Source organism: Paenibacillus sp. FSL W7-1279, from assembly GCF_037969845.1.
GTDB lineage: Bacteria > Bacillota > Bacilli > Paenibacillales > Paenibacillaceae > Paenibacillus_AQ.
In genome coordinates, this window is the sequence record NZ_CP150215.1 from 3,351,990 (window position 1) to 3,368,493 (window position 16,504).

At 49.4% G+C, this 16,504-nt stretch carries 10 protein-coding genes and 1 pseudogene; 10 read left to right on the forward strand and 1 reads right to left on the reverse strand.

The window, feature by feature from the left end; translation table 11 throughout:
- The first annotated feature begins 239 nt into the window (after positions 1 to 239).
- From MKY82_RS14900 to MKY82_RS14940, 9 genes and pseudogenes are all read left to right on the forward strand, one after another.
- Positions 240 to 1,811, forward strand: coding sequence for a glycoside hydrolase family 28 protein (locus tag MKY82_RS14900; protein ID WP_339296440.1), 1,572 nt, complete (start codon positions 240 to 242; stop codon positions 1,809 to 1,811).
- An 88-nt stretch (positions 1,812 to 1,899) separates the two neighbouring features.
- A complete protein-coding gene (locus MKY82_RS14905) occupies positions 1,900 to 7,488 on the forward strand; it encodes a pectinesterase family protein (protein ID WP_339296441.1) in 5,589 nt (1,862 codons plus the stop codon).
- 253 nt (positions 7,489 to 7,741) lie between these two features.
- Complete coding sequence (gene ric / locus MKY82_RS14910) at positions 7,742 to 8,440, forward strand: iron-sulfur cluster repair di-iron protein (RefSeq protein WP_339223826.1); 699 nt, start codon at positions 7,742 to 7,744, stop codon at positions 8,438 to 8,440.
- Between the two features lie 240 nt (positions 8,441 to 8,680).
- Positions 8,681 to 10,135, forward strand: coding sequence for an aldehyde dehydrogenase family protein (locus MKY82_RS14915; RefSeq protein ID WP_339296442.1), 1,455 nt, complete (start codon positions 8,681 to 8,683; stop codon positions 10,133 to 10,135).
- Between the two features lie 18 nt (positions 10,136 to 10,153).
- Positions 10,154 to 11,023 (forward strand): methyl-accepting chemotaxis protein, encoded by an 870-nt coding sequence (locus MKY82_RS14920; RefSeq protein ID WP_194542457.1) that lies wholly within the window; start codon positions 10,154 to 10,156, stop codon positions 11,021 to 11,023.
- A gap of 311 nt (positions 11,024 to 11,334) precedes the next feature.
- Positions 11,335 to 11,991 carry an SGNH/GDSL hydrolase family protein gene (locus MKY82_RS14925; RefSeq protein ID WP_339296443.1) on the forward strand — a complete coding sequence of 219 codons (657 nt, stop codon included), beginning with the start codon at positions 11,335 to 11,337 and terminating at the stop codon, positions 11,989 to 11,991.
- 246 nt (positions 11,992 to 12,237) lie between these two features.
- Positions 12,238 to 12,897 carry a type 1 glutamine amidotransferase domain-containing protein gene (locus tag MKY82_RS14930; RefSeq protein ID WP_194542460.1) on the forward strand — a complete coding sequence of 220 codons (660 nt, stop codon included), beginning with the start codon at positions 12,238 to 12,240 and terminating at the stop codon, positions 12,895 to 12,897.
- A 182-nt stretch (positions 12,898 to 13,079) separates the two neighbouring features.
- Entirely contained in the window at positions 13,080 to 13,952 is an 873-nt protein-coding gene (locus tag MKY82_RS14935) for a LysR family transcriptional regulator (RefSeq protein WP_339296444.1), read from the forward strand.
- A 39-nt stretch (positions 13,953 to 13,991) separates the two neighbouring features.
- A pseudogene (locus tag MKY82_RS14940) lies at positions 13,992 to 14,556 on the forward strand (MFS transporter); the annotation flags it as partial.
- Between the two features lie 156 nt (positions 14,557 to 14,712).
- Here the strand turns inward: MKY82_RS14940 and MKY82_RS14945 are convergent.
- Positions 14,713 to 15,657: a 2-dehydropantoate 2-reductase N-terminal domain-containing protein gene (locus MKY82_RS14945; RefSeq protein ID WP_339296445.1), complete on the reverse strand. Its 945-nt coding sequence runs from the start codon at positions 15,655 to 15,657 to the stop codon at positions 14,713 to 14,715.
- A gap of 243 nt (positions 15,658 to 15,900) precedes the next feature.
- Between MKY82_RS14945 and MKY82_RS14950 the strand changes: the two genes are divergently transcribed.
- Positions 15,901 to 16,473, forward strand: a complete 573-nt coding sequence (locus tag MKY82_RS14950) for a TetR/AcrR family transcriptional regulator (RefSeq protein WP_339296446.1) — start codon at positions 15,901 to 15,903, stop codon at positions 16,471 to 16,473.
- Positions 16,474 to 16,504: the final 31 nt, after the last annotated feature.

Sequence of the window (16,504 nt, forward strand, 5' to 3'; positions counted from 1 at the left end):
AATTATATATCATGCCTGCAGCCGATCTTCAAGGGCTTTGAACGCAATCGGCAACAATTTTTAAGATGAAAGAAAGTATGAGTTTTCAGAGGAGCAGAAGTTTTTTTAACCCCGGATGGAATAGAGGTCCCGATGGAACGCCATGGCCATGTCATCGAAATGCCTACCGAACAAGGCGGAAGGTATATCGTCCTGCCGGTATAAATCGAATAAGCAATCTTACAAATACGGAGGTACACATGATCAAACAAACAGAAGAAGCGATATGTCCTGACTTGCCAGTGATCCCGGAGTATATCGTAACGATTACGGACTATGGAGCCGTTGGAGACGGCGTATATGACAACACCGAGGCATTTCATCAAGCGATTGAAGCCTGCGTTAAGGCCGGTGGTGGGAAGGTGGTCATCCCTCCCGGGATCTGGCACACCGGTCCATTGACCCTGCAGAGCCGGATTGAGCTTCACGCCTCTGCCGGTGCGCTTGTTGTGTTCAGCAAGCAATTCGAAGCTTATCCGATCCGGATGTCTACTTATGAGGGCCGGCAGATGTTCCGCTGCCAGTCTCCGCTCGATGGAGAAGGGCTGGAGGATATCGCGATTACCGGCAGCGGCATCTTTGACGGAAGAGGCGAAGCCTGGAGGCCGGTTAAGCAAGGGAAGCTGACCGAAAGCCAGTGGGATCGTTTAATTCACAACGGTGGTGTCGTGGATGGCGAGGGACTGTGGTGGCCAACGCCGGCTGCCCGGGACGGGAAGGAGAACTTGGCCCGGATCGAACAGACAGGCAGCGAGGTTCCACATGACTATGCGCCTGTGAGAGACTACCTGAGGCCCAATCTGCTCAGCTTTAGAAAGTGCAAGCGGATCCTGCTCAGCGGCCCGACCTTTCAAAACTCCGCAGCCTGGTGCCTGCATCCTTGGGCATCAGAGCAGATTACCATTCAGAACATTACCGTCCGCAATCCATGGTATGCCCAGAACGGGGACGGTCTGGACATCGATTCATGCAAATGCGTAATCGTGGAAAACAGCTCGTTTGATGTAGGAGATGATGCGATTTGTCTGAAGTCCGGTAAAAATGAAGCCGGGCGCCTGCTGGGAAAGCCGAGTGAGCGGATCAGCATCCGGAACTGCACCGTTTATCACGGCCACGGCGGCATCGTGGTCGGCAGTGAAATGTCCGGAGGCATCAAGGATGTATACGTATCCGATTGCACCTTCATCGGCACCGATATCGGCATTCGTTTTAAAAGTTGCCGCGGTCGCGGCGGCGTGGTCGAGAACATCTTCATTGAAAGGATCCGGATGCGGGATATCGACGGGGATGCGATCTCCTTCAATTTATATTACGAAGGGAAAGCCGGCTCCGGCGAGTATCAAACGGAAGTGATGCTGCCCGTTACCGAGGAAACCCCCGTGTTCCGGAATATTGTCATTCAGGATATTGTGTGCAGCGGTGCGCACACTGCGCTGCTCATCAACGGCTTGCCGGAGATGCCGGTGGAGAACTTGACGGTGAAGAGGTCGGCCATCACAAGTCGGGAAGGCATTGTATGCCGAAATGGAAAGAACCTCAGTATTCAGGACATCGTCCTTCGTAATCAGGAAAATCAGCTGCTTCTCTTTCACCAAAGCCGAAATGCTCAGGTGGCGAATGTCAGCGGAGAAGGGGGCTCACAGGATGACCGCCTGCTGGTGGTGACCGGGGAACGGTCCAGGCAAATCGAATGCTCGGGGCTGAAGGCCGATAAGGCTAGGCAGATTATGATTTCTTCTGAAGTGGAACCGGAGGAGGTCGTGATCAAGTAGCTTTGCTGTTGGATTCAATAAGGCTTAGAAAGGAGGTGATCGAATTATAACCGTTGCAAGCATCTCAAAATGATAAGGAGGTATGCAATTGATAGCAGCAAAATGGTTAAAGCAAATGCTTGTCCTCACCATGCTGTTTACAAGTTTTTCCGGCGGAGCCGCTTATGCTGAGGAAAGCCCTGAAACCGTAACCCCATCCAATTCCTCGCGAACGCCGGCATTTCCGGGTGCCGAAGGCGGTGGAAAGTATACGACTGGCGGCCGGGGCGGCGACGTGTACGAGGTAACGACGCTGGCCGACTCGGGTCCAGGCTCGCTTCGTGATGCGGTCAGTGCTGGAAACCGGACCGTTGTATTTAAAGTCGGCGGCGTCATCGAGCTGAAATCTCCCCTTAAGATTCTCGGAGACAATCTGACGATTGCCGGCCAAACGGCGCCGGGCGATGGAATTACGGTCATCGGGTATCCAACGTCCTTTGATGGAAACAACCTGATCATCCGTTATATGCGATTCCGTCTGGGCGATATGAATGAAACGGAAGCAGACTCTTTTGGCGGACGGTATAAGAAAAACATTATCATCGACCACTCCTCGTTCAGCTGGTCCGTCGACGAAGTGCTCAGCCCTTACGGTAACGAAAATGTCACGGTGCAGTGGTCGATCATAGCAGACGCCATGCACATTAGCAAACATGTCAAAGGCAGACACGGCTACGGCGGGATATGGGGCGGCAAGAACACCAGCTTTCATCATAATTTGATCGCCCACAACTCCAGCCGCAACCCGGCGTTTGACAGCACGGCAGGCAATTCCCATGATTTCCGCAATAACGTTGTTTACAATTGGGGATTCTTTGCTTCGTACGGAGGCAAAGGCGCGGTTACCAATATGATCAACAATTATTACAAGCCCGGACCTGAAACGGAAGTGGTTCGGTTTATGAATGCGGAGAGCACCGGGAGCTACTATATTGACGGCAACGTTATGGACGGATATCCGGAATATACACAGGATAACTGGTCCGGCGTTCATAAGTATCCGGATTACGTGAAGCTGGAAACTCCCGCTTCCTTTGCCAATCCACTGCCGACCGAATCCGCCGAAGAGGCTTATGAAGCGGTTATGCAAAGCGCCGGAGCCACCCTGCCGAAACGGGATGCCGTCGATGCCAGAATCATCCATGACGTTATTCACCGAACCGGCATGCATATCAACTCTCAGAATGAAGTAGGCGGATATCCGCTAGTAGAGATGGTCAGATCCACGTTAGAAGATGATGATCATGATGGTATGCCGAATGATTGGGAGATCGCTCGCGGGCTGGACCCGAGAGATCCGAGTGACCGCAATCTGGCCAATGAGGAAGGATACACGAATCTGGAGCTGTATTTGAATTCCATGACGGGAAACGGATCAGCTAATCCCTCTGCAGTCATTACCGCTCCGGCAAACAACACGGTGGTCAAAGCCGGATCGAACGTGACGATTGAAGCGTCCGTGTCCGATGAAGACGGAAGCGTATCGAAGGTCGAGTTTTACCGGAACGGAGAGAAGGTTGGAGAGGACGACAGCATGCCGTTCCGCTATGAGTGGACGGACGCTGCGGACGGCACCCATTATTGGGCCGCGAAAGCGATCGACGATACGGGAACGATGGCGTTCTCGACGAGCGTGGTCGTTCATGCGAACACCGAAGGGAGCATCGAGCCTTGGAAGTCGGCCGATATAGGCAGTCCGGGAATACCGGGACACACCCAGCTTGGTGATGCCCTCGGCGAGATGACCGTCAAGGCGGCAGGCGATATCGGCGGCACGAAGGACGTCTTTCATTTTGCCTATCAGGAGATCGAGGGGGACGCTGAAATTGTGGCCCGGGTTGAATACATCACCCCAACGAACGAGGAAGCAGAAGCCGGCATCATGTTCCGCGAGAGCCTGAAGGAGGATGCTCCATTCGTTTCCCTGGTCGTCCCTTATATTCGTACGGGGAAAAGAGGTGTTACCCTGAGTCGAGCCGAGGAGGGCGGAGAGGTTGCGAGAATTCAGCCGGAGCAGCAATTTCAGCTGCCTTATTGGATTAAGCTTGTCCGCAAGGATAACCAATTCACATCAATGATCTCTCAAGATGGAACCAGCTGGACCACGGTCGGAAACGTCCAAGTCGATTTGCCTAAGCAAGCCTATGTCGGACTCGTGGCGGATGCGGCCAAAGTGAACAATGAGACGTGGAAATACAATACCTCGACATTTACTAACATCAATATATCGGCAGATACAGGCAGCGGCCCGAAAACCGTATATTATGTGAACGATGATTTTGAAAACCTTGAAGCTGGCTCCGTACCTGACGGTTATGGAGTGATCCCGGATCCGCAGGATGCCGATCATACGGTCACGGTGGAGCAAGTACCTGCGAATTCTACGGGCAACGATTCCGAGAAGTCGCTAAAGGTATACGATAATGCAGTAGGCAGCACCGGGTTTACCATGAGCTTCCCGCAGCAGTTGGGTACGGTAGTCGTCGAGACGGATTTCATGTCCCCGGCCATGCCCGGCACTTCGGTGCTGCTTCAGATTAAGGATGCAGAAGGTACCAAGACGCCGATTGCTCTTGAGGTGCGCAAGCCGCAGTTACCGATTCAGGAGGATGCGTACGCCCTGGTTTACAAGAACAAGAATGGGCAAGACGTAAAGTTAACCGACCTTCCGGCCGCTAACCGCTGGTACAATCTGAAGGTCATTGCCAATGCGGCGGCTAACACCATGGATATTTACGTAGACAACGCACTGGCAGCCGAGCAGGTTGAGTTTAGAGACGATATGCGGACATTAGGACTAGGTAGCGCATTGTTCGGCAGAACGCCCGGAACCGGCAAGGGAACTTATTACTTCGACAACATCAAGGTATACGTGGAACCGGCAGCCGCACCTAAAGGACTACGGGCGATCCCTGGGAATGCGAAGGTTCAGCTGAATTGGGATAACGCCCAAGGTGCTTTATCGTATACCGTCAAAAGAAGCACGACAAACGGGGGGCCGTACGAGACCGTGGCATCCGATCTGAGTGCTTCCAATCCATCGTATACGGATACAAGCGTAATTAACGAAACCACTTATTATTATGTGGTTACCGGAGTGAGTGATTTAGGAGAAAGCGATCCCTCGAACCAAGTGCGTGTTACGCCATCGGTGAATGCCGTGAAGCCGCAAGCCCCGGCGGAGCTCGCGGGACTTAGCCGCAACACACAGGCTGATCTCACCTGGCAGCCGGTGGAGCATGCGGTCACCTATACGGTGAAGCGTAGCGAAAGTCAGGAAGGGCCTTATATTGAGGCAGGCCGCGCAGAAGAGCCTTTCTTTAGAGATACGGGGCTTGTAAACGGTAAAGTCTACTATTATACGGTGACGGCGACAAGCGTTGCCGGCGAAAGCGAGGCGTCCGACCCGGTCGAGGTCCGTCCGGTGGCGCCGCTAGAGTCGCCAGCGGATGTTAAAGCGAGTGCCGGCGATGCATCGGCGGTGATCTCGTGGAATGCCTCACCCGATGCTTCGAGTTATCAGATCAAGCGAAGCACCGTTCACGGCGGCCCTTACACGGTCATTGCCGATCAAGTGAAGGATATCCGTTATGAGGAAAGCGGCTTGGAGAACGGGACGGCCTACTATTATGTTGTTTCCGCACATAACGGCACCGCCTCCAGCGCGAATTCTGAAGCGGTTCGGGTCATTCCATTCCCTGCGAATACCTCGCCGCCTCCGGGTGATCTTCGACTAAACCCGGCCAAAGACCACGTCAAGCTGTCCTGGTCAGCCGTAGAAGGTGCAGCTTCTTATCAAATCAGAAGGTCGGAATCAAGAAGCGAAGCAGGAAGTGTCGTCGCCTCCGATTTGCGGCAGCCCGAATTTATCGATACGGATGTCGTTGCCGGCACAACTTATTATTATTCGGTGCAGTCGGTAAACGAGAACGGGCCGGGCGTCGGAAGCGATCCTCAAGGAGCAACGCCTGCTTCCGTCATCGTCGTGGCGAAAGACGGCACAGGCATGTTTACCAGCGTTCAAGCCGCGGTGGACTCCATCCCGGATGGCAATACGGACCGAACGATAATCTATATCCGTAATGGAATCTATGAGGAGCAGGTTACCGTTCCTAAGACGAAGCATGCCGTGAGTTTTATTGGCGAGAGCAAGGAAGATACGGTCATTACCTATACCGGGATAACGGGCACCGGATTCAATGAACGTGCCACCGCCGTCGAATCCGATGATTTTACCGCCGAGAACATCACGTTTGCGAATGGAGCGGGTCCTCAAGGCCCGGCGCCTGCGCTGGACCTTCGGGGAGATCGGGCCTTATTCAACCATGTCCGCATGATCGGTTATCAGGATACGTTCTTTGTGAACAATGCCGGGAAACGGGTGTATGTGAAGAACAGTTATATTGAAGGAGCGGTGGATTTTATCTATGGACCTGGAATCGCCGTGTTTGACCAGAGCGTCATTCACAATGTCCGTTCAGGCGGATATATTACCGCTGCCAGCACGCCGGAAAATCAGCCCTACGGATATTTGTTCCTCAACAGCAAGATTACAGGAGCGGACGGAATCGAAGATGTCTACCTCGGGCGACCATGGAGACCCTTTGCCCATGTGCTGTTCATGAACACGGAAATGGAAGGAATCGTGCACGATAAAGGCTGGCATAACTGGGGACGACCGGATAACGAGAAAACCGCCAAATACTACGAATATAACAATACCGGACCTGGTGCGGCAGCCGAAGCCCGCGCGAATTGGTCGAAGCAGCTCACGCCGGAGGAAGCGAATATGTACACGATTCCAATGATGATGAAGGGATCGGATGGTTGGGATCCGACTAGAATGCCTGTTCTTCCGCAGCCTTACGGGGAAGAAGACGATACACCTCCGCACACATCGTCCCAAATAACACCGGAAACACCGAACGGCCTGAACGGCTGGTATACGGTGCCGGTTACCATTGAATTGAGTGCGGAAGACGACGGTTCAACTGTTACCGAAACCGTCTACAGTTTAGACGGTATCACCTGGACTCCTTACTCGGGGCCGATCGTTCTGGACCGGGAAGCGGCCGCGGCTGCGATATACTATCGCTCCGCCAACGCTGCAGGTCTTGAGGAAAGCATCCGATCCATTGTATTGAACATGGATCTGTCCCCACCGGATATTCACGTAGAAACACCGGTACAGGAGGGAGGATGGAATGTCTCCAGGGATTGGACGCCGATCATTGAAATGAGCGATTCCGTTTCCGGCGTCGACGACAGCCGGACGGTTATCAAGCTGGACGGTAATCCCGTTCAACCCAGTGAAGCCATCCCGCTGTATCAGCTCCCGCTCGGGAGTCATGTCTTAACCGTTGAAGGAGCAGATCTTGCGGGCAATACGTCAGTAGCTGAGATTGAATTTCAGACGGTTACAAGCACCGGCGATATGATCGCTTTGATCGAACGGTTCCTGAGCAGCGGAGAGATTGGGAATGCCGGTATTGCCAACAGTTTGACGAAGAAGCTGGAGAAGGGAAATATGGATAGCTTTGAGAACGAGGTCCGGGCACAGCGGGGCAAACATGTGTCAGAACTGGCGGCGGACATCCTGCTGCGGCATGCCGAGGCATTAAGAGAAGAGATTATATAAGTTCTAAAGCCCTCAAATTTTGAATCAAACTGGATATCATGATGCTTCTATTCCAGAATCCACAAAACAGGGATGGTGAGATCCCTGTTTTTGTGCTGCTCTGGCTCCCGTAGTTCTCGGATCCTGAACGTTCACATAGTGTTCCATTTCAGTATGACTGCAATCACATGTACGGAGACAGGAGTTTCATATACTTGGGTTGTAAGAGTGAAATAGTTCACAAAGATGGGGTTTAGTCTAAGGAGGTTTGACTATGAGTTCATTCACGCTTCAGAGCCAGGTATCCGATATTGTTACATCCATCCCGCAAACGGCGGATTTATTCCGATCACTCCGGATTGATTTTTGTTGTGGAGGGCAGGTGCCACTGGAAGAAGCAGCTAAACAGCGTAATTTGGAACCTGCCGCCGTACTGGAGAAGGTTCAAACCCTGGAGAACAAGTTTGCCGATTATCAGGAAAGCCGTCCGGCTTCACTGAGGGAATCCGAACTGATTGAATACATCCAGCATAAACATCATGCCTTCTTGCGGGATGAATTACCTGCTTTAACGCCGTATGTGACGAAGTTGGCACGCGTTCATGGAGAGCATCATCCCGAGCTTCTCCGGGTGCAGGAGCTTTTCTCGGATCTGAAAAAAGAACTGCTGGAGCATACGATGGATGAGGACGAGCATGTATTCCCGCTTATCTTGAAATTTGTTGCAGAGCCTAACCACCAAGCTGCAGCGGAGCTTAAGCCGCATGTGTCTGAGCTGGAAGATGAACATGCTCACGCCGGCAGATTGCTTCAAGAGCTCAGGGAAGTAACCGCTGATTTCGAACTTCCGTCGGATGCCTGCGGCACGTATCGGCTGGTCTATCAACGGTTGGCCATGCTTGAAAAGGACACCTTCGAGCATATCCATCTGGAAAACAACATCTTGTTTGAGCGGATTCGCGAAGCGGTATAACATTGGTTAGAACCCCTTCTAAGCTGGGTGATGTATTGCTCGGATGACGATCGAACGTGTAAAATAACGCCCTAACAATAACGCCCTAACCTTATGGTTAGGGCGTTATTGTTTTGTCATGATTAGCGTGCAGACTCCTTCCCCGGGAGGGAGAAGAGGTCAAATAAAATTCACTTAACTATTCCCTGTATTCAGTCGATAAATATATCAGTTGGAATTATTCGACACAGGAGGGTGCATATGGATTATTCGAAATTGGGAAAACAATTCATAGGCGGGGTATGGCGAGACGGTAAAAGCGGTAAAACGCTGCCTGACATCAATCCATATAATGATGAGGTCATTACGGCTTTTCAAATCGCGAGTGTTGCAGACATTGATGATGCCTATCAGGCTGCCTACCAAGCTAAGCTGGAATGGGACAAGGTTAACCCTTACCGTAAACGCGACATCCTTGAAAATGCGGTTAAATATATGGAGTCGCATGAGGAAGATATTACGTCCATTATTGTTCAGGAGCTGGGCGGAACGCGTCTGAAGGCGGCATTCGAGATCGGTCTTGTGAAAAATATGATTAAGGAAGCGGCAACGTTTCCCCTAAGAATGGAGGCAAAGATTTTACCATCCACTGAAGATGGCAAGGAGAACCGACTGTATCGGATCCCGGCTGGCGTGGTTGGGGTAATCAGTCCATTTAACTTTCCTTTCTTCTTGTCCATGAAGTCCGTCGCCCCGGCATTAGGTGCCGGCAACGGCGTCGTGCTGAAGCCGCATGAGGATTCGCCGATTACGGGTGGAACGCTGATCGGCAAGATTTTCGAAGAAGCGGGTATACCGAAGGGCCTGTTGAATGTAGTGGTGACAGATATCAAGGAGATTGGCGATGCGTTCGTTGAGCATCCGATTCCGAGAATCATTTCTTTCACGGGTTCGACTAAGGTTGGAAGCCATATTGGCCAGCTGGCCGTCAAGCACTTCAAAAAGCCGCTGCTGGAGCTCGGCGGGAACAGCGCGTTCATTATCCTGGAAGATGCTGATATCGATTACGCGGTACAAGCGGCAACGTTCAGCAGATTCACGCATCAAGGCCAGATCTGTATGTCGGCCAACCGGATTCTTGTACAGAAGCCGATCTATCAGGAATTTGTAGATAAATATAAAGAGAAGGTCTCTACCCTTACAACAGGTGATCCAAGCGATCCGCAGACCATTATCGGGCCCGTCATCAACCATCGGCAGGCAGAAACGCTGGAGAAGCTGATTGAGAAGGGGATTGAGCAAGGTGCAGTTCCACTGGTACGGGGTAAAATCACCGGCAGAATGGTGGAGCCTACCGTCCTCGTCAATGTCAAACCGGATATGGAGGTAGCGCAAGAGGAATTGTTCGGCCCGGTAGTATGTATCATCCCGTTCGAAACGGAAGAGGAAGGAATCGAGATCGCCAACGATACACGATTTGGGCTTAGCGGGGCTATTCACACCTCCAATCTGGAACGCGGGGTAGAACTGGCGAAGAAGGTCCATACAGGTATGATCCATGTGAACGATGTCACGATTAACGACGAGCCGATTGTAGCATTTGGCGGAGAGAAGCAGTCGGGATTGGGTCGTCTGAATGGGGAGTGGAGCCTGGATGAATTTACGACCATGAAGTGGATATCGGTTCATTACGGACAAAGGAAATTCCCGTATTAAGGGTTGGGGGAGATAGGCATGAATAATGTGACTGAAGAGCAAACACAGCATGAGCTGATCAGCGCCTTTGTAAAGGTAGCTCCATTGCTGAAAAGCCTTACGAATGATGACATCACAATTGGCATTTATGATACGGAGAAGCTTATCATCAACATTCCGGGAAGAACCTTTTCGCTGAATGTCAAGCCTGGGGACCCGCTAGTGGAGGGGGATATCGTAACCGATGCCATCCGCAATAATAAAGCTTTATCGGCTGTCGTTCCGAAAGAGCTGTTTGGATTTCCGCTAGCTGCACGCGCGATCCCCCTTCACGACGAACAAGGCAGGGTTATCGGCGGTGTAGGCATGGGGACAAGTCTTGAAAAAGCGAATGCGCTGTTTGAGATGGCCGAGAGTTTCTCGGCAATTGTTGAACAGACCACCGCGTCCATTGAAGATATCAGCCAATCGATTGCTCACCTTACCGAACGTGTAACTGATGTAACGAACCAAATGACGGACGTCAGCTCCAGCGCGCAGCAGATTGGGAAGATCTCCAGCGTTGTTAAGGAGATTTCGGATCAGAGCAACATGTTAGGGCTTAATGCTTCTATCGAAGCAGCAAGAGCTGGGGAAGTCGGAAGAGGCTTCTCGGTCGTTGCTGATGAGATTCGGAAGCTTGCGACAAGCTCCAAAGAGAACGTGGACCAGATTAATGGCATTACGAAGAATATTCAGGAATTTTTGCAGCACTTAAATCATGCTTTTTCCGATATCCACACGCTAACCGATACCCAGTCAAGGGCGATTCAGGAATTCTCTGCAACGATCCATGAGATTAGTATCAAAGCAGAGGAGTTAGCGCAGGTAGCAGAAGAAAGCCTGTATGCAAAAGAAAACAAGCAATAGAAACTCAGAATACTCTGTGTAACTTAATTTTATACAGGCAGATAGAGCAGAAAAGAGCAGAAATACACCTATGATGTATTTCTGCTTTTTATTAGATATGCTGTGGCAATGCACCATGATGCCGATGAACTCAAAAGATATCCGGTTCATATCTAATGTTAATATGCTTTTTAAACTAATCGCTAGGGTATTTTCGCTTCGCTGCTTGGTTTATCATTATGTAATGGGTAATTTTGAAAGCGGTAACATTCGACGTGAAAAAGATCCGTATAGGTCCACGAATCCATTTGAAGAAAGGTACAGTGAAGAGGATGACGAAGACAAGCAAAACCATATTGTTTCAAGGTGACTCCATAACGGACGGGAATTGGGGGCGCGACAACGATCTTAATCATATCCATGGACATGGCTACGTATATCTTATTGCTGCTGAGCTGGGCTATGAACTAGCGGAAAGCCAGCCACAGTTCATCAATCGAGGAATCAGCGGCCATCGCGTCTCAGATTTGTACGCGCGTTGGAATGAAGATGCGATTAGCCTGCAACCTGACCTGATCAGTATGTTGGTTGGCGTTAACGACGCAGGCCGGATCATCGAAGGCTCGCCAAGCGGAGCTACCGACAGGTTCGAAAAAGCATATCGTCACATACTGGAGGAAACGAAAGAAGTGCTTCCACAGACAGGACTGGTTTTATGTGAGCCATTCGTACTGAAAACGGGCGCCACCGTGCAACACTGGGACGAATGGCGTCAACGGCTGAATGAATATAGCCTAGTTGTCCGGCAATTGGCTCAAGAGTTTGAAACACTGTTTGTCCCCCTGCAAGAAGCGTTTGATCATGCGGCAGAACGAGTAGGCGCAGAGTATTGGATATGGGATGGCATTCATCCCACGACAGCCGGGCATCAATTGATTTCACGTGAATGGCTGAGGGTCGTGCAGAATAGTCCATTCGCTATAAGTTGAACAGATACATAAAGTGATCTCGCTCGAAAGTCCACAGATAATCAAATCAGTCATGTTCTCAGCTGCAACTCTTTCACCGAAAGGCTGGAAGGGTTTTTTCTTGCACTGAAGTGGCCTCAATTGTGGGTTGGCAGATCAATCTATAAATATATTTATACAACTAGTATAATAATCTAATTTGTCTTATTAAAAGACGGCTTGTAGAATAATCTCTGTAAACAGCCAACAAAAAAAGGAGGAAGTACAATGGAGAAAAGCATACTAATTGTCGTTACCAATCATTCAGATATACAAGACGGAAGAAAAACGGGCATCTGGTTAGCAGAATTCGCTGAAGCTTATATTGAGTTTATAAAGAAGGGCTATCAGGTTACAGTGGCGAGTCCGCTCGGCGGACAAAGTCCAGTAGATCCAAACAGCGTGAATGAGGATACCCCGAAAGAGATATGGGAAGCAGCAGTACATCTGGAAAACACGGTTCGTATCCGTGATGTTTCTGCCCATAATTTCGATGCTATTTTCCTGCCGGGTGGTCATGGAACGATGTATGACTTGCCGGACGAACAAATGCTGCATCAATTAGTCCGTAATTTTTATGAAGCTGGAAAAATAGTCGCTGCAGTGTGTCATGGACCTGCTGGATTGACAGGAGTCACATTATCGGATGGACAGCCCCTAGTTGCTGGAAAACGGGTGAATGCTTTCACAGACAGGGAAGAGGCGGAAACCGGACTTAGCGAAATTCTTCCTTTTCTACTTGAAAGCAAGCTTCGGGAATTGGGAGCCGTTTTCGTGGCGGCGCCTAACTGGACTACCCATCATGAAGTTGACGGGAATTTGATAACAGGCCAGAATCCTCAGTCTACCCTGGCTGTAACCAAAGCTGTTATTGAAAAACTCGGATAAGGAGCACGGAGGCTGCTGTTTGTATAAAACAGTGGCCTCCATGCTTTTCTTTTGTGTAGAATGATTAGGAAGTCTATCATTGTAGTAAACAAACCGGTATCAAAAAAGTGCAGCATGGACCGACATTGCGCTGATATTAGGGACACCACGATTGAGTCCATATGCAAAGGGGTAGGAATATAATGGTGGATTTTGAATGGTACCGAAGCTTTATCAGTATCTATAAACATAGATCCGTATCGGAAGCCGCCAAAACTCGGTTAATGACTCAGCCCGCAATGAGCCAGCATCTTGCCGCATTGGAAGCCGAACTGGGTGAATCATTGTTTACAAGAACCTCTAGAAAGATGGTTCCCACCGAAAAAGGTAAAGAACTCTATACTCAAGTGGTTCCGTTGATCGAAGCCTTGGAAGAAGCAACGCAAACATTCATGATGAACACTTCTGTAACAGCTCCCGTCATCCGAATTGGGACAGCCCACGAATATTTTCGGGAGAAGCTAGCTCCCCATTTGGGGGAGTTCCCCTTTCGAATGATTGCTCATTTTGGCGTTGCCTCACATATTTTGGAGTTATTATTGGAAGAAAAGGTCGACATACTTATAACGTCCCAAAAAATATTGGCTCCCGGCATTGAATATATCCATTATGTTCAAGAAGAGTTTGTGCTGGTTGCACCCTATAATTTTAAAGAAATCGACTTCGAAGATCCCGACCGGTTCGAAGCCTGGCTGTGCGCTCAAGATTGGATCAGCTATGGCAGTGATTTACCGATCATACGCAGATTATGGAGAGAACACTTCAAGAAAAGACCACATATGCAAATCATGCACGTTCTGCCGGACCTTCATTCCATATTAGCCGCCATAGAACACGGTTCGGGAATAAGTGTCCTCCCCACTTATATGCTGGAAAAATCAATACACAACCGTCAGGTAAAGATCATTTATCCTTCCTTCAAGGTAAGCAACGAGCTGTATCTGGCTTATCCTATCAAATTTCGAAACCTTCCTATAGTGAAAGCGATGATTGAAGCATTGCGAAAAACTTTCTGAACCGCTGATTCAAAACGGAATCCAGTGGTTTTTTTTGTTGTGTCCATCGGCATCATCGATGCACTGCCCGAGAAGGAACGTTCGCAAGGAATCTCGTTCTATTCATTGTTTTCCTATATTCCCGGCGTGATCGGCCCCGTTCTCGCATTAGGCCTCTGGCAGACCGGGGGGATGGATTCATTCACCGTCATTTTTGTAGCCATCGCAATCTGTACCGGTTTGTTTGGATACAGCGTCAAGATGGATAGAGACAGTTTGCATCAGCATTTCTTCAGAGCAGGGAGCAGCTTTTCTTTATACTGGCGCTATTCTCATGGGCATTACGCAGGCGCTCTTATACCCAACGTTAACTACTTATTTGTCCTTTGTTTTACCTTCATCCAACCGCAATGTGTTAATCGGGCTGTTTATTGCCATGGCTGACCTTGGCGTATCCATGGGCGGGGTTGTGATGGGGCCCATCGCGGATTATTTCTCTTACTCCGTCATGTATATGATATGCGCTGTATTAAGCATGGCTATGGTAATTGTTGCGTACGAGCGAAGAGGAAGCTTGGTGGCTTCGAGCAACAACCTTGCCAAGGAGAGTGAAGGGGATGTGTAGCCGTTTAACAAGGTTCAAGGCGGTGACAGCCTGCTCTTGAAGTGTCAGTCTAGGTCCGTCGGAAGGTTCATATCATCTCTGCTCGTTGGTTGAGCAGAGATTTTTAATGAACATTGTCTCTTATCTGGCTAAGTGATAGATCGACTGAGCCATCTTCTATGATCCCTGTATGGGTGGGGAATAATGTAGAAGCTCATCCCAATGAGGCGTAGCTATGTTTGCGCGTATCTTCAAATGATCAAAAGCTTGCTGTAAAGCGGTCATCTCGTCTGCCGACACCGCCTTATCACTTAACAGGATTCTGCCAATCGGGCTTGAGAGCATCAGCTTCAGCAGGATGTAGAACAGCTTTCTTTTGCCCCGGGCAAATTGCTTCTGACCGGCAGGCGTAACCGTAAAGCCGTTTTTCTCTAAGACTTGATGCCCCTCATCTACCGCATGGATGACCAGATTAAGAAGCTTCTTGTCTTTTGCGGCTCTGCGCAAATTACCGTTATATGAAGAAGCTATGGAATTCAAAGGCAAGATGATCACAAAATGACTTTTCAGCCACTCATCCATATTTGTAATGTAATTCCATTTATATTTAGTGTTAACCAAGGCTTCATCGATCAGTGTGCGCCATGACAGATCCTCTCCTAAACCACCGATCGTTAGGTTGGTTTTTGGGCCGTGCACGCTAATGATCCGGCCATTCTCTCTCCAGCCGGCAATCGACTGAAAAGCGAACGCAACCTGTTTCGCTACCGGACTATGGGTTTGCAAATACTTCTCCATTTCCCCAGGGCTTGCATTGTTGCCCATTATAACGATATGGCAGCTATGATTCGCCGCAAGGGCAGGCAGCACAGCCTCGAAATCCGGATATTTCATTACAACAAAAATAAGGTCATAAACATCGTCCGGCTGTAGTTCTCGGATGACCCTTACTTGATTAACCGTAGTTTGAAACTGAAAATAATGCCGAATGACATTGCCGTTCTTCTCCAACTCCTCTGCTCGTCGTCCTCTTGCCAGCATCGTGACGTTGTGCCCTCCACGCACTAGCTCGTGGGCTAAATAACTGCCCAGAACCCCTGCGCCGTAAACCAATATTCTCATCGCGGGTCCCTCCATTTTGGGTTGAACGATTGGATCAAACCATGTTTGCTCAAGCGTTTATCCCTTGTCTCTTTAACAAAGTTTTTAAATATTATCTTCAAAATTTAAAAATCATAGCTTGATTCTATATGGACATCAACTAGGATGTCAACAAGTTTTTAAATATTGGATGTGAAATTTAAAAACTATTCGCATTATGTTAAACTACTTGTAGTGATGAACACGGGAAGTGAGTGAAGAGTGATGAATAAATTCGAAATCAGAACGCAGCAAAAGAAGGATGCGATCATTCATGCGGCATTAAAGCTTTTTAAAGAAAAAGGCTTCGTCCATGTTAGCATTAAGGACATTGCCGATGAATCCGGCGTATCGTCGGTATCGCTGTATAACTACTTCGGCAGTAAAGAAGGGGTGGTCAAGGAATGTGCGAATGTTCTGATGCAAAATACGATCCGAATGGCTGAGGAGCTTTTGCATCAAAATATCGACTTTAAGGATAAGATTTCTCGGATTTTGGAGATCTGTGCAGATCAAGACTATCAATTGCTTGGTACACCGGGTGCCGTTGAGGATCAGGTGTTAGCGAGCTTATATAGTGAAAACACGAATCAAATTAGAATAGAGCTTATTCAGGAATTTATTGAGCTGGGGAACAAGGAAGGGGCGATTCATTCCTCTGTTTCGCTGGAGACCCTATTGGAATTATTAAGTGTCGTCGGGACGCTCCAAGCTTCCTGGGCCAGAGCCGGGAATTATAAAAACAAGATGGCGGAACTTATCCAGCTACTCTTATATGGTTTCGTTGGACGCCGCTAAATAGTCAGATGGAAAGTGCCTTTCCGATTCC